Raw genomic sequence first — 14,230 nt, 5'->3', positions numbered from 1 at the left:
GAGGAGGCCGAACACCGCCGGACGGCGGTTGTGAACCACGGACTGCGGGCTCGACCATCGAGGTGTAGCACCCCGCCGCCTGTGGAAAGGTTCAGCCCATGGCCCACCACCCCAACCTCGACCCGGAGCTCCGCGCCGCGATCGAGCAGTCACCGCTGCCGGTGTTCGACCTGCCGAGCATGACCTATGAGGAGCTCGACGGGATCCGCGCGCAGATCAACGCGTTCCTGTCCGCCGCGCCGCCCGCGGACACCGACGTGATGATCGAGGACCGGCACGTGCCGGGGCCAGATGGCGCGCCCGACGTCCGGGTCCGGATCTACCGCCCGGCGGGTGAGGTCCAGGGGCGGCCCGCCCTCTACTGGATCCACGGCGGCGGGATGGTCATCGGCACGCCGGAGATCGACGACGCCCTGATGATCGGCTATGTCGAGCAGCTCGGCTGCGTGGCGGTCTCCGTCGACTACCGGCTGGCGCCGGAGCACCCGCATCCCGCGCCGGTCGAGGACTGCTACGCGGGGCTGGTGTGGACCGCCAAGGCGGCCGGTGAACTGGGCATCGACCCGACCAGGCTGGCCGTCGGCGGCGCCAGCGCGGGTGGCGGGCTGGCCGCGGCGACCGTGCTGCTGGCCCGCGACAGGGGCGGCCCCGACGTGGCCTTCCAGCTGCTGATCTGCCCCATGCTGGACGACCGCAACATCACCCCGTCCAGCCACGAGTTCGCCGAGGCCGTCGTCTGGGACAGGGCCGCGAACCTCTTCGGCTGGACCGCACTCCTCGGCGACCGGATGGGCGCCGACGACGTGCCCCCCTACGCGGCTCCGGCGCGGGCTACGGACCTGTCCGGGCTGCCGCCGGCGTTCATCGACGTCGGCGAGCTGGAGGTGTTCAGGGACGAGGACCTGGACTACGCGCTGCGGCTGTCGCGGGCCGGGGTGTCCACCGAGTTCCACCTCTACGCGGGAGCCTTCCACGGGTCCGACGGCATGGTGCCGGACGCCGAGCTCAGCAAGCGGGCCAGGGCGGCCAGGGTGGCCGCGCTCAAGCGGGCGTATCGCCTCTGAGGTTGGCGCGCAGCCGTACCAGTGCCAGGGCCAGGTGGGCGCGCAGGCGCCCGGACGGGTCGGTTAGCAGGAAGCCGAGCACGGATTCGGCGCGGGCCACGCGCGCGGCCATCGAGCTGTGGTGCAGGTGCATGGCGGTGGCCGCGCCGCGGATCGAGCCCGCCAGGCACAGCGCGCGGACCGCGGCCAGTGACTCCTCGCCGAGCCGCTCCATGGCCTGGACGTCGGCCAGTCCGGCGACCGCCGCCTCCGGCAGGTCGGCGAACAGCGCCAGCGCGCCCAGCTCCGACCAGCGCATCACCCGGTCGTGGGGGCCGGTGAAGCGGAGCGCCGTGCGCGCCCCGGCCCAGGACTCGGCCGCCCGCGCGCCGGGCAGCTCGGGGCCGATGCCCACCCGCGCCCCGTCGGGCAGCGCCGAGCGTTCGAGATTGGTCGCCACCAGCACGGCCTCGGTGTCGCCGATCCTGGCCTCGCGCACCTGGTGGCCCATCGCGCGCAGGCCGGCGGCCAGCCCCTGGTCGGGCAGCGCGATCGCGAGGGCCTGGAGCGGGGTGGACGGGGCGAAGCCGAGCAGGCGCAGCGCACGGGCGCGCTCCGCCTCGCCGGTCTCGGCCGACAGCGCCAGCTCGACCAGCGCCGGGTCCTGACCGGCCTGCGCCAGGGCGGCGGCCCGCTCCAGCGTGACCTCCGCGGCGGCGGCGTACCGTTCGAGGACGATCTCGTCGAGCCCGTGCGCCGGGCCCTCGCGTTCCATCCAGACCGCGCCGAGCCCCGAGCTCAGCTGCCTGACCGCGGCGGGGGTATCAGCGGGTGAATCCACGACACCTCTGGGCGAGGTGCGGGTGCGCCGGCCCGTGGCCGCGTCGAACAGCCCGATCGGGCATTGCGCCAGCCGGGCCGTGGCCGTGAGCAGCACGGGCACGCTCACGTGGTCGCGGAGCAGCGAGTCGAAGTAGGCGATGACCCGCACCGCGCTCTCCGCGTCGGCGTCGAGCGTGGAGAGTCGCAGCAGCAGTCCCTGCACAGCCACAGAGTACGTCCATGCGGCGACGCTGGCGAGAAAACCAAGCGTGCGCTAGGTTGGCGGATGTGGATCTCGACTTCTCCCCGGCCGACCGGGACTTCCGCGCCGAGGTTCGCGACTGGCTGATCAGGCACGCGCCGGGGCCGCTCCCGTCCATGGACACTCCCGAGGGCTTCGCCGCGCACCGCGCCTGGGAGGCGCGCCTGGCGGAGGCCCGGCTGTCCGTCGTCTCCTGGCCCGAGGAGTACGGCGGGCGCGGCGCCTCCCTCATCGAGTGGCTGATCTTCGAGGAGGAGTACTGGGCCGCCGGCGCCCCCGCCCGCGTCACCCAGAACGGGATCTTCCTGCTGGCGCCGTCCCTGATGAAGTTCGGCACGCCGGAGCAGCGCGCCCGCTGGCTGCCGCGGATGGCCAGGGGCGACGACGTCTGGGCGCAGGCCTGGTCCGAGCCGGAGGCGGGCAGCGACCTGGCCGCCCTCACCTCCCGCGCCGAGCCCGCCCCCGGCGGGTGGCGGCTGCACGGGCACAAGACGTGGAGCTCCCGGGCCGCCTACGCCACCCACGGGTTCGGCCTCTTCCGCACGTCGGGGACCCGGCACAAGGGGCTGACGTACTTCATGTTCCCGCTGGACGACGTCGCCGTCCGGCCGATCGCGCAGCTCGACGGGCTGCCGGGCTTCGCCGAGCTGCACTTCGACGGGGTGTTCGCCGACGAGTCGATGGTGCTCGGCGAAGCCGGCGACGGGTGGCGGATCGCGATGGCCACCACCTCCTCCGAGCGCGGCCTGACCCTGCGCAGCCCCGGGCGCTTCCTGGCCACCGCCGACCGGCTCGTCGCCCTCGCTCGCTCCGCCGCCGACCCGGCGCTCGCCGACCGGGCCGCCAGGTGCTGGGTGGAGGCGGAGGCGTACCGGCTGCACACGTTCCAGACCGCGCGCCGGATCATGGCGGGGGAGGAGATCGGGGCGGCGGCCAGCATGGGCAAGGTCTTCTGGTCCGAGCTCGACCTGCGCATGCACGCCCTGGCCATGGAGCTGCTGGGGGAGCGGGCGGGGGAGACGCCGTGGCTGGACGGGTTCCTGTTCTCGCTGGCCGGCCCCATTTACGCGGGCACGAACGAGATCCAGCGCAACATCATCGCCGAGCGCGTCCTGGGGCTGCCCCGATGAACTTCGCCTTCACCGACGAACAGCTCGCGCTGGGCGCGACCGTACGCGACGTGTTGCGCGCGCACTGCCCGCCGGCCGCGCTCCGCACCGAGCGCCGCCCGGGCTGGAAGCAGCTGGCCGAGCTCGGGTTCTTCGGGGTGCTCCTGCCTCCCGAGAGCGATGGGCTGGGGCTCGGCCTGGCCGACATCCTGCCCGCGCTGGAGGAGACCGGGCGCGCGTGCCTGCCCGGGCCGGTCGTGGAGACCGCCGTCGCGGCGCCGTACCTGCTGCCCGGCACCCCCAAGCTGGCCTCCGGCGCGGTGTGCGTCAGCGTGCTGCTGCCCGGGCAGATGTACGCGCCGGACGCCGACCTCGCGGACCTGCTGGTGGTGGCCGGCGCCGACAACCTGCGCCTGGTCCCCAAGGAGTCGGTACGCCTGACGCCCCGTCCCGGAGTGGACCCACTGCGGCCGCTGTTCGAGGTGGCCTTCTCCGAGTCGGAGCGGTTGAGCTGCTCGGCCACGCCGGCGCTGCGGCGGGCCACGGTGGCGACCGCCGCGCACCTCATCGGGGTTGCGAAGGAGCTGCTCGCGGTCTCGGTCGCCTACGCTCGCGTGCGGACGCAGTTCGGTGCTCCCATCGGGTCCTTCCAGGCCGTCAAACACCGGCTCGCCGATGTGGCCGTCGCCGTCGAGTTCGCCGCGCCGCTGGTGTACCGGGCCGCGCTGGCGGTCGATCGGCCGGCCCCCACGGTGGAGCGGGACGTGAGCGCCGCCAAGGCCGCCGCCGGAGCGGCCGCCACGCTGGCGGCCCAGGTGGCGCTGCAGGTGCACGGGGCGATCGGCTACACCGAGGAGCTGGATCTGCGGTTCTGGCTGGCGCGGGCGTGGTCGCTGTCGGCCGCGTACGGCACCACGGCCACCCACCGCGAACGACTGCGCACCGCCCTGCTCGGCGGCGACCTGGGGAGATACCCGTGAAGTTCGGTGTGCCGCTCGGACTGCTGCATCCGGACGCGTGGAAAGACGTGGCGGTGGCGGCCGACGAGCTGGGGTTCGAGTCGGTGTGGCTGCCCGAGCACCTCGTCTTCGCCACCGACCTGTCGCTCGCCGTCTACCCGGGCACGTCCGATCCCGGGATCAAGCCGACGACGCCGCTGTTCGACGCGCCCGCGTACCTGTGCTGGCTCGCGGCCTGCACTTCCCGCGTCCGGCTCGGCACGGCCGTGCAGCTGCTCGCCCTGCGCCATCCCTTCGTGTCGGCTCGCGCGTTCGCGACCCTGGACGTGGTCTCGTCGGGACGGGCGATATGCGGGGTCGGCGCGGGCTGGTATCGGGGGGAGTGGGAGGCGGCCGGGATCCCGTTCGGCACGCGGGGGGCGCGGCTGGACGAGGCGATCGAGGTGGTCAGGCGGCTCTGGAGCGAGCCGGTGGTCGCCCATTCCGGGCGGTTCTACTCCTTCCCGGAGGTCGCTTTCGAGCCCAAGCCGGTGCAGCGGCCGTTGCCGGTGCTCGCGGGCGGGGAGTCGGCCGCCGCGCTGCGCCGGGCGGCCCGGCTCTGCGACGGGTGGATCAGCATGCCGCACACGATCGAGTCGATCAAGCCGCAGCTCGACCGGCTGGGGGCGGGGGTGCCCGTGACGGCGCACGCGTACGCGCTGGCCTCGCCGGACGAAGTGCCGGCCTGGGCTGCGCTGGGCGTGGAACGGCTGATCGTCCGGCCTTGGACGCGCAGCCGCGACGCCGTATCGCGGCTGGCCTCCTTCGCCGCCGAATACGGCGTCAAGAGCAGCGGCGAGTCGTGATCTTCCCTGCCCTCGTCGTGGAGCGGTGCTTCATCGGCGGCCAAACCCGATTATCAGGCCCGGTGGCGGCCTCTTCCTGCCCGGATCGTGCTACCTGCACCGACCAGCTCGCGGTGGCGGCGGCCGCGCGGCGGGAGGTCGGCTCGGAAAGCGGCGAACCGTTCCTCTACGGGGTCCTCTCGGCGTCGGCGCCGGCCCCGGTAGGCGGCCGTGTCGGCGGGGGGCGAGTCGAGCAGGTCCCCGCCGGGGACGGTGGGCCCGGCCGCGGCGAAGGCGTCGAACCTGCTGGTGGCCCCCGGGATGACGATGCGCTGGAACGGGCCGGTGTCGACGACGAGCGGGCTGGTGCCGGAGCCGGGCGCCCAAGAGCTCGTGCCGGCGGCGGATCCGAGCGGAGCGGCGCTGTCGGCGGGCTCGAAGGGGCCCGCGTCCAGGACGCCCTGCGGCGGCTCGGTGTCGCGGATGCGTTGCATCGGCCCGGTGTCGAAGCAGGGCTCGAACGGGCCCGTGTCGAGGGCGCCTTGCGATGGCTCGGTGTCGCGGATGCGTTGCATCGGCCCGGTGTCGAAGCAGGGCTCGAAGGGGCCGGTGTCGAGCGGCGCGTCGAAGGGACCGCCGCCGTAGGGCGCGTCGATGCGGCTCGTGTCGAAAGCGGGCGTGAAAGGGCTGGTGTCGGGGGTGCGGTGGTCGCTGTTGGTGGCGTCCCGGCCGGGTCCACGGTCGGCGGCCGTCCGGCGGGGCGCGCGATCGGCGGCCGGCCGGCGCGGCGCGGCGTCCGCGAACGGGTCGAAGGGCCTGGTGTCGAGCAGCCGCCGCACCTGCTCGGCACCCGAGGCTGCGACGTGGCGCTCGGCATCGGACTGCTCAACGTGGCGCGCCGCGATGCGCTGGTCCGCGCGAACGACGCCGAGCGGCTGGTCGGCGGTTGCGAAAGGCTGGGCGCTCGTGGCCGCCGGTTCGCCGGCGTCCAGGAGGGGCCTGGTCCGCAGAGGCGTGACGACGGGCTCGGCGGCTCCGCGTCCCTTGCGACGGCGCCGGCGATGCGAGTTGGACTTGGACGGGCGTGAGATCGTGCCTGCCGTGGCGGCGGCCAGGCGTACCCGGGACTGGCGGGTCTTGGCCACGGCGAGCAGCGCGAGCGCGGCCACCAGAGTCGACCCGACGAGCGTCGGCGTGGACACGGCCGGCAGCGGGTTGGTGGCGGAGGCGTCGGCGTGCGTCGGGAGCGGCTCGGCGGTCGCCGACAACGTGTCGGCCGTCGCCGGCTTGGCGTGCTTGCCCTTCTTGGCGGTCTGGCCGGCGGCCGCGGAGGTCTCGGAGGGCGAGGGAGCGCCGGTGACCGCCTGGGGTTTCTTGCCAGGGGCCGGAGCAGGGGTGGGCCGGGCGGCCTCGTCGCGCTTGCTCTGGGGGATCATGGAGGTCAGCGAGTCCTGCGGCATCTGCAGCACGCCGACGTCGGTGCCCGGCCCCGGTGGCAGGGCGGCCTGTTCCTCGGCCTTCTTCTTGGCCTCCTGGGCCTGCCGCTCCGCCTCCTCGTTCAGGCGGGCCTTGATGCGCTCCGGATAGCCGTACCCGACGACCTTGCTCGTGTCGCGTTCCTTGCGCTTGGCGACGCCACCGTCGATGTTGCCCTCGATGGTGAAGATCTTGCCGCCCTCGACCCTGGTCACGATGCCGACGTGGTCGATGCGGTCGACGTTGTTCGACCCGCTCCAGTCGTAGTAGACGAACGCGCCGGGCTTGGGCGTCTTCCCCCAGGCTCCCTGCTCCTTGAACCACTTGGCGTGCGCCACCGTCCAGGCGAACTGCCCGATCCACTCCTCGTAGCCGAGCTTGTGCGCGGCCCAGGAGAGATACATCTCGCACCAAGGGGCGGAGCTGTAGTCGGCGTCGAACTCGACGTTCTTGCCGTACCAGTCACCGAACTTGGTGTACGCGCCGGCCTTCTCGGAGTAGCCGAGCTGGCTCTCCAGCAGGTCGATGAACTTCTGCATCTCTGGCGTCATGGAACTACGCGGGCACCTTCCGGGCAAAGACCGGGTTTATCCACGCAGCCCTGGGTAGGGAGGTAGTCCCTGGACTGGGGTGACAAAACCGGAGGCTTGTCTTCTTCCGTGAGGAGTGAGGCTACCGTGCCGTAACCCCAGGTCATGTACGCCCCAAGGGAGGGTCAAGCCTTCGGCTGGCATGGTAATCCCAGGTCAGAGATGCTGCCAGAAATGTCCAAGCGAGGGCGGTTTAACCCAAAAAGATCTACCTAATGGCTATAGTTCGATCTACTTTCAGTATCCGGCCCCCGTCGTCAGCCCGCCGTCCACGGTGAACTCGCTCCCCGTGCAGTAACTGGCCCGGTCCGAGGCCAGGAACGCCACCACGTGCGAGACCTCCACCGGCTTGGCGAAGCGCTTGATGACCATGGACTTCATGAAGGTCTCGGCGTCGACCTCGGCCATCATGTCCGGGTCCAGGGCCATCGAGGTGTTGATCGCTCCCGGGTGCACCGAGTTCACCCGGATCTTGAACCTGGCCAGCTCCCGTGCCGCAGACTTGGTGATGCCCCGGATCGCGAACTTCGAGGCCGCGTACGCCGACAGCCCCTCGGCGCCGATGAAGCCCTCGATCGAGGAGATGTTCACGATCGCGCCTCGTCCGGCGGCCTTCATGGGCTCGATCACCGACTTGATCCCCAGCCAGGCGCCCTTGAGGTTGATGTCGATCACCCGGTCGAAGTCCTCGGCCGACATGTCCTGGATACGACGAAATTTCAGGATCCCGGCGTTGTTGACCAGTACATTCAGCTTGCCGTGTAAGTCCACGGCCGTCGCCACCGCGCGCTCCCACTCGGTCAGGCTCCGTACGTCGTGATGGACGTACGTGGCGCCGGTCTCCTCCGCCAGCGCCTTGCCCTCCTCGTCCAGCACGTCGCCGAACACCACCCGCGCGCCCTCCTCCAGGAACAGCCGCACGTGCGCCGCCCCCATGCCCCGCGCCCCGCCGGTGATCAGCGCGACCTTGCCGTCAAGCAGTCCCATGTCGTCTTCCTCCTGCCGCGACGGCCACCGCGGCCGCCTCCATGGTCCGGTAGACGGGGATGCCCGCCGCCCCCGCGATCCGCCTCACCTCGTCCTCGACCCCGGCGGGCGCGCACTCGCCGTTCCTGGTGACGAGCGTGATCCTGGTGCGCGGCAGCGCTTCCTGGGCGCCGCCGAGCGCCCGCGCGTAGGCGTACAGCGGCTCGGCGGCGTCGCCGTACGTGAAGAAGGCCTGGACGTTCACGTGCACCACCACGTCCGCGTACGGCCGGTGCCGGACGAGCGCGCCGATCACCTCGGGAACGAGCCCTGGACGCCCGCGAGGCCCGACGGGCACCTCGAGCGGATTGCCCGCCGCGGCCACCCCGAGCCCGCCCAGCGCGTCTTCGGGCAAGGGATCGAGGCGCACCCCGGCCCGGTCGAACGCGTCCGCGGCCAGCACGCCGGCGCCGCCGCTCGGCCCGACCACCAGCACCTGGTCTCCGTCCACCGCCCGTGAGCCGTGTGCCTGGAAGTAGGCCAGCACCCCGATCAGGTCGTCCTGCCCGGCCACCAGCGTGACCCCCGCCTGCTCGGCCATCGCCTCCCAGATCCGCAGGTCGCTCACCATGCCGCCGGTGTGCGAGACGGCCGCCCGCCGCCCTTGACCGCTGCGCCCGCCGACCAGCAGCACCACGGGCAGCTCGGCGGCGCTCAGCGCCTCGTACAGCTCCCGGCCGCCGCGCGGATCCTCCAGGTAGAGGCCCACGGCTTGCGTCTCCGGGTCGCGGGCGAGCCAGCGCAGCAGCTCGGCCGGGGTCACGTCGGCGGCGTTCCCCACGGTGGCGACCCGGCTGAACGCCAGCCCGCGCCGCTCGCCGACCTTGATCACCTCACCGGCGAGCCCGCCGCTCTGCGAGATCAGCGCGACCGAGCCCGCGGGTCCCAGCCCACCGCCGACGAAGGTCTGCCGGCCACGGGGGCAGTAGACGCCCATGCAGTTGGGCCCCAGCAGCCGTGTCCCCGCCGCTCTGGCGGCGTCGACCAGCTCGGCTTCCAGCTCCGGTCGCCCCGCCTCCCCGAAACCGCCGCTCATCACCTGGACGAACGGCACCCCGGCGGCCTGCCCGACCACCTCCGGGCAGCGCTCGGCGGGCACGGCGACCAGCGCGTAGTCCACGTCGGCCGACGCCAGCGAGGGCACCGCGGGCACCCCGGCCACCTCGTCCGCCTCGGGATGTACGGCGACCAGCGGGACGCCCGCGGCCTTGTAGAAGTCGAGGAACATGTTCCCGAAGTTCGGCCTGCTGCTGGAGGCCCCGACGACCGCCACCGCCCTGGGCTCGAAGAGCGGCAGGAAGTCCGCGGGCGCCCGGTGCGCGACCGGCGCAGGGGACTCGGCGGGGAGGTAGCGGGCGTCGACGGCCGTCACGCCCGACGGCGTGGCGATGACCGGGTTCAGCTCGAACTCGCCCAGCTCCAGGCGTTCCCACAGGCCGCCGGGTCCGCCGACCGTCATGAGCAGCTTGACCAGGGCGTCCACGTCCACGGGCGGGGCGCCGCGGTGCCCGTACAGAAGGGGAGCCCCGCGCAGCGACGCCAGCATGCGGCGCGCGCCGGACTCCGACACCGGGCAGAGCCGCAGCGCCGTGTCCCGCAGCGCCTCGGTCCACACCCCGCCGAGACCGGCGAGCAGCACGGGCCCGAACCCCGGGTCTCCGACCAGCCCCACGATGAGCTCGACCCCGGCGGCGGCCTGCTCCTCGACGAGGAAGCCCGCGAGATCCGGCAGCCGGGAGCGCATGTCCGCGGCCGCCGACGGCAGGTCCGCCGCGCGCAGGCCGAGCAGCACCGCCCCGGCGTCCGACTTGTGCACCAGGCCGGGGCCGAACGCCTTCAGCACCAGCGGCTCGGCCAGCTCCCGCGCCCGGTCGAAGCCGTCGTCCCCGACCACCACCCCGCGCGGGACCGCCACCCCCGCGCCGGCCAGCAGCGCCTTGACCTCGTGCTCGTGAACGCTCACCCGAGCAGATGCCCGTGCTGCTCGCGGATCTCCCGGCGCAGCAGCTTGCCGGGACCGCCCGAGGCGTCCTGGGCGTGCGGCAGCTCGTCGGCCACCACGATGTGGTCGGGCCGCTGATGGGCGGGCAGCGTGTCGGCCAGGGCGAGCGCCAGCTTGGACGCGTCCAGTGTGTGCCCGGCGCGCGGCACGACGGCCAGCAGGATCCGCTGGTCGGCCGCCCCCTCGGGGACGCCGACCGCGCCGGCCTCGGCCACCCCGTCCAGCGCCGCCGCGGCCTCCTCGATCGTGGCCGGCTGCGTCCACACGCCGGTCTTGAGTATCGAGTCCTCTCGCCGGCCCAGCACGCGCAGCACGCCGTCGGCGGAGAGGGTGCCGAGGTCGCCGCCGACGTACCACTCGCCGCGCAGCACCTCCGCGGTCTTGTCCGGCAGGCCGTCGTAGCCGGCCATCCGGTGCGGCCCGGCCAGGTTGATCTCGCCGACCTCGCCGATCACCCGGTTCCCCCGCGGGTCGGTGATCCGCACCGCGTTCCCCGTACGGGCACGTCCCGAGGACCCCAGCGGCGTCGAGCCGTCGTCCACCCGCCCCATGCACGTGTACGGAGCCTCGGTCTGCCCGTAGTACGAGTAGACGCCCGCCTGCGGCAGCCGGGCCTTGATCCGGTCCAGCATGGTCGCCGTCAGCGGCTCCCCGCCCAGCATGATCACCTGGATGGAGGACAGATCCACGCCCTCGTGCTCCGGCGAGCCCAGCAGGGCCGCGTAGAACGAGGGGATCTGCGACACATGCGTGACGCGTTGGCGCGGGACCACGCGCAGGAAGTTCGCCGGGCCCCAGTCCTGCTCCAGCACCAGCCGCATCCCGGCGTACAGCGCCGGGCCGGCGATGGCGGGGAAGCCGATGCCCCAGATGATCGCGCCGGTGCCGAACACCGAGTCCGGGCCGCGCGGCACGTCGAGCCAGATCTGCGCGGTCGCCAGCGACGACGCGTGCGTGTGCACGACGGCCTTCGGCAGCCCGGTCGTGCCCGAGGTGTAGTAGAGCGCGAGCGGGTCGTCGTACCAGCCGCCCAGGGGCGGCTCCTCCGGGCCGGCCGTCAGCTCCCGCGCGTCGAGCCACGTGGTCACGTCCGGCAGCGACCCCTTGATCTGCTCGACCACCTGCTCGACCGTCGCGTCGTAGATGAACGCCGTGCACCCCGAGGCGGCTACCACGTCCCGCAGCGTCTCCGCCGGCCAGTACGGGTTCAGCGCCGCCGTCACCGCCCCGATCTTGGCCTGCGCCAGGTAGACCTCGGCCACCAGCAGCGTCTCGTTGAGCAGCGCCGCCACCCGCCGCCCCGGCGTGATCCCGGCCGCGAGCAGGGCGTTCGCGCGGCGGTTGACGTTCTGGTTCAGCTCGTCGTAGGTGAAGCTCTGCTCGCCGCAGTACGTCAGCGCCACCCGGTCGGGCGTGCGCTGCGCTCCGGCGGTCAGTATCGCGTGGCCGTAGTTGCCGTAAGGTGATCGCGCCATGGGGGTGCCTCCAGGTCAAAGGGGCGAATAGAGCACGAAGACGTTTCCTGAGGGATCGCGCAGCACGGCCCGCCTCTCGTGCGGCCCTTCCTCGGGCCCGCGCACCACCTCGGCACCGCGCCCCGTCATCTCCCGCACGGCCAGCGCCACGTCGTCCACCTTGTACGACGGCGCCGCCGAAGCGGTGACGTGCTCGGCCGGCCCGGCCAGCGCCACGGTGACCCCGCCGCCGTCCAGCGCCGCGAACCTGTCGCCGTCGCGGAACTTCACCGGCAATCCGTAGAAGGCGATCGCCTCGTCCAGGTCGGTGACCGGAATCAGCACATTGCCGAGCTTCATGCGGGCCTCCAATGGGGCAGTCCGTCCACGAACGTCACCCGCACCGGCATCCCGATGCGTACCTCGTCGGGCGCGCACCCCACCACGTGCCCGAACGCACGGGCGCCCTCCGGCAGGTCCACCCAGGCCATCACGTACGGCTCCCGCCCTCGGTAGCCGGGCGCGAACGAGCGGTGCACGACCGTGAACGTGTGCACCACGCCCTCGCCGGAGACCGGCTCGAAGCCGAGGTCGCCGCCGCACCAGGGGCAGGCCGCCTCGGGGAGGTGGACGCGCCGGTCGCAGGACGTACAGCGCTGGATGACCAGCTCGCCGCGCCCGCAGGCGGCCCGGTAGGCAGAGATGTCGGCGCTCATCGCTTGCCAAGCTAGCGCACGCTTGGTTACCCGGCAAGGGTCCGCGACCTCGCACCGTCATGGAGCCGGCGGCGCCCCGCCATCAGGCTCAGGGGCCGAGGTCGCCGGACCGCCGGGCTGCCGCGCGAGCGAGCCGTCCGAGGGTGCCGAGCCCGATGGCGTGGGCGTACCGACGGTCGGCGTGCTGCGCTCCACGGTCGGCGTGGTCGTAGGGCTGGGCGTGGGGGCGGCGCACGCGGGTCCGTGCACGGCCGCCTCGCTGACCTGCGGCCCGTTGCCCGACGCGGGCTCCGTCATGACCAGGATCCCGACATACGCCGTCCTGCCGCATGCGACGTCCCCGGGGTCATGCGTAACCCCGCTGGTGTAGAGCGTGTCGCCGCGTAGCGTGCGGGTCTCCCGCCGTACCGTCCTGGCCGGGGCGTCGTCGCCGTCACGGCGCGTGTACGAGATCCGCAGCCGCACCGGTCCCGGGCCGCTCGCCGAGACCGTGATCGAGCCGTTCGTGCCGCTCCACTGGACGATGCCGGCCGCGTGCACGGCGGGAGCCGGCACAGGGGTCCCGGCCCCGCGCCCGGTGGGCGGCGATGGCGGTGTCCCGGCGGGCGGCGATGGCGGTGTCCCGGCGGGCGGCGGTGGCGTGGGAGTGACGGCGGCGGCGGTGCGCTTGGGGGCGGCGGTCGTCCTGGTCGGGCTGGGGGTGGTGGCGCCGGTCTGGGAGGGCTCGGGCTCGCTCTTCGCCTCCGGCGGCGGCATCAGGATCGCGCCGGGACCCGGCGGCAGCCGGCCGCCCGACAGTACGAGCGCGATCGCCACGGCGACGACCGTCGCGCCCGCTACCCACAGGTGCGGCGGCAGCCTGGGCAGGCTCATGACCCGCTCGCGCAGCCTGATCGGGGCTGAGGTCGCGTCGTCCGTCCTGGCCAGGGGGAAGCGGAGGGCGAGCAGCGTGGCCAGCTCGGCTAAATGGCGCCGCCCGCGCTTCTCCCAGTCGGGGCCGTATCCGGCGGCCGCGTCCTCCTCCAGCTCCGCGGCGAACTGCCGGGCGGAGGCGTATCTGGCCGCCGGGTCCTTGGCCAGCCCCTGCCTGAGCAGGTCGCGCAGGGCGTCCGGAACCACCTCCAGCGGCACCGGCTCCACCAGGTGCCGGTCCCGCGTCGCGGGGACGTCGAGCTCGCCGTCCGCGCCCTCCTTGTACGCGCGGAACGGCGGCCGGGCCTTGACCGCCTCGAACAGCACGCACGCGGCCGCGTACAGGTCGGCGGGCGGCCCGGCGCGGTGCTGGGTCCACAGCTCGGGCGACATGTACTCAGGGCTGCCCGCGGGCACGCCCGGCTCCTCAGCGTGCACGACCACGCCGAAGTCCGCCAGCTTGGTGGTGCCGTCCGCCTGGACCAGCACGTTCTCCGGCTTGACGTCGCGGTGCGGCACGCCCTTCTCATGCGCCGCGGCCAGGGCCAGCAGCGTGCTCTTCAGCACGGCCAGGGCGGCCTCGGGGCTGGTCCCGCCGTGCTCGGCCAGCAATGTGCGCAGCGACACGCCGTCCACCAGCTCCATGACGACGGCGGCCCGGGTCGGCGTCTCGACGTACTCGTAGAGCCGGACCACGTTCGGGTCGTCGATCTCGACGAGCTGGTGGGTGTCCGACCGGAAGCGGTCCATGAACTCGGCGTCCCTGCGCAGGGTGGCGTTCAGGTATTTGATCGCCACGTAGGCGCCGGTCGACTGGTAGGTGGCGAGGAACACGCGGCCGGTGTGGCCGGCGCCGAGCTGGCGAACTTCGCGGTAACCAGGGACCAAGTCCAACCCCCAAGTGGCAGCCGTCTTCGATTTGACGGTCTCACCCGGGGTGCGGGTTGTCACGAGTGAACATATTTCGCCCTGGGTTAGGACTGAATGACGTTGTGTGGTGGGTGATACGATCAGGTGCCCAAGCAAGCGCTCGGC

Annotated in this window: 12 protein-coding genes; 4 read left to right on the top strand and 8 right to left on the bottom strand. The window is 73.1% G+C overall.

Features of this window, described 5'->3' with window-relative positions:
• The first annotated feature begins 98 nt into the window (after positions 1-98).
• Positions 99-1,064: an alpha/beta hydrolase gene (locus ACTMTI_RS08885; protein WP_441119419.1), complete on the top strand. Its 966-nt coding sequence runs from the start codon at positions 99-101 to the stop codon at positions 1,062-1,064.
• Here ACTMTI_RS08885 and ACTMTI_RS08880 read toward each other — a convergent pair.
• Positions 1,042-2,088 (bottom strand): helix-turn-helix domain-containing protein, encoded by a 1,047-nt coding sequence (locus tag ACTMTI_RS08880; RefSeq protein WP_441119417.1) that lies wholly within the window; start codon positions 2,086-2,088, stop codon positions 1,042-1,044. The genes ACTMTI_RS08885 and ACTMTI_RS08880 overlap by 23 nt on opposite strands.
• Before the next feature lie 65 nt (positions 2,089-2,153).
• Between ACTMTI_RS08880 and ACTMTI_RS08875 the strand changes: the two genes are divergently transcribed.
• The 3 genes from ACTMTI_RS08875 to ACTMTI_RS08865 are packed head-to-tail and all read left to right on the top strand — an operon-like array spanning position 2,154 to position 5,040.
• The gene (locus tag ACTMTI_RS08875) at positions 2,154-3,257 is read left to right on the top strand and encodes an acyl-CoA dehydrogenase family protein (RefSeq protein ID WP_441119416.1); all 1,104 of its coding nucleotides are present in this window, start codon (positions 2,154-2,156) and stop codon (positions 3,255-3,257) included.
• On the top strand, positions 3,254-4,216 hold the full coding sequence (locus tag ACTMTI_RS08870) for an acyl-CoA dehydrogenase family protein (RefSeq protein WP_441119414.1): 963 nt from the start codon (positions 3,254-3,256) through the stop codon (positions 4,214-4,216). The genes ACTMTI_RS08875 and ACTMTI_RS08870 overlap by 4 nt, the downstream gene beginning before the upstream one ends.
• Positions 4,213-5,040 carry a TIGR03619 family F420-dependent LLM class oxidoreductase gene (locus tag ACTMTI_RS08865; protein WP_441119413.1) on the top strand — a complete coding sequence of 276 codons (828 nt, stop codon included), beginning with the start codon at positions 4,213-4,215 and terminating at the stop codon, positions 5,038-5,040. Before ACTMTI_RS08870 ends, ACTMTI_RS08865 begins: the two co-directional genes overlap by 4 nt.
• Positions 5,041-5,093: 53 nt before the next feature.
• Here ACTMTI_RS08865 and ACTMTI_RS08860 read toward each other — a convergent pair whose 3' ends face one another.
• The 7 genes from ACTMTI_RS08860 to ACTMTI_RS08830 all read right to left on the bottom strand — a co-directional run bounded on the left by ACTMTI_RS08860 (position 5,094) and on the right by ACTMTI_RS08830 (position 14,089).
• Positions 5,094-7,046: a CHAP domain-containing protein gene (locus tag ACTMTI_RS08860; protein WP_441119411.1), complete on the bottom strand. Its 1,953-nt coding sequence runs from the start codon at positions 7,044-7,046 to the stop codon at positions 5,094-5,096.
• A gap of 276 nt (positions 7,047-7,322) precedes the next feature.
• Positions 7,323-8,072 (bottom strand): glucose 1-dehydrogenase, encoded by a 750-nt coding sequence (locus ACTMTI_RS08855; RefSeq protein ID WP_441119410.1) that lies wholly within the window; start codon positions 8,070-8,072, stop codon positions 7,323-7,325.
• Positions 8,059-10,074: an acetate--CoA ligase family protein gene (locus ACTMTI_RS08850; RefSeq protein WP_441119409.1), complete on the bottom strand. Its 2,016-nt coding sequence runs from the start codon at positions 10,072-10,074 to the stop codon at positions 8,059-8,061. Before ACTMTI_RS08850 ends, ACTMTI_RS08855 begins: the two co-directional genes overlap by 14 nt.
• A complete protein-coding gene (locus tag ACTMTI_RS08845; protein WP_441119408.1) occupies positions 10,071-11,588 on the bottom strand; it encodes a class I adenylate-forming enzyme family protein in 1,518 nt (505 codons plus the stop codon). Before ACTMTI_RS08845 ends, ACTMTI_RS08850 begins: the two co-directional genes overlap by 4 nt.
• Before the next feature lie 15 nt (positions 11,589-11,603).
• Positions 11,604-11,927: a VOC family protein gene (locus ACTMTI_RS08840; protein ID WP_441119406.1), complete on the bottom strand. Its 324-nt coding sequence runs from the start codon at positions 11,925-11,927 to the stop codon at positions 11,604-11,606.
• Positions 11,924-12,283, bottom strand: coding sequence for a Zn-ribbon domain-containing OB-fold protein (locus tag ACTMTI_RS08835; RefSeq protein ID WP_441119405.1), 360 nt, complete (start codon positions 12,281-12,283; stop codon positions 11,924-11,926). The genes ACTMTI_RS08840 and ACTMTI_RS08835 overlap by 4 nt, the downstream gene beginning before the upstream one ends.
• 57 nt (positions 12,284-12,340) lie before the next feature.
• Positions 12,341-14,089 (bottom strand): protein kinase domain-containing protein, encoded by a 1,749-nt coding sequence (locus tag ACTMTI_RS08830; protein WP_441119403.1) that lies wholly within the window; start codon positions 14,087-14,089, stop codon positions 12,341-12,343.
• Between the last annotated feature and the right edge of the window lie 141 nt (positions 14,090-14,230).

The organism is Nonomuraea sp. H19 (assembly GCF_052068215.1).
Taxonomy (GTDB): Bacteria; Actinomycetota; Actinomycetes; order Streptosporangiales; family Streptosporangiaceae; genus Nonomuraea.
This window is presented reverse-complemented; position numbering and strand designations above follow the sequence as displayed.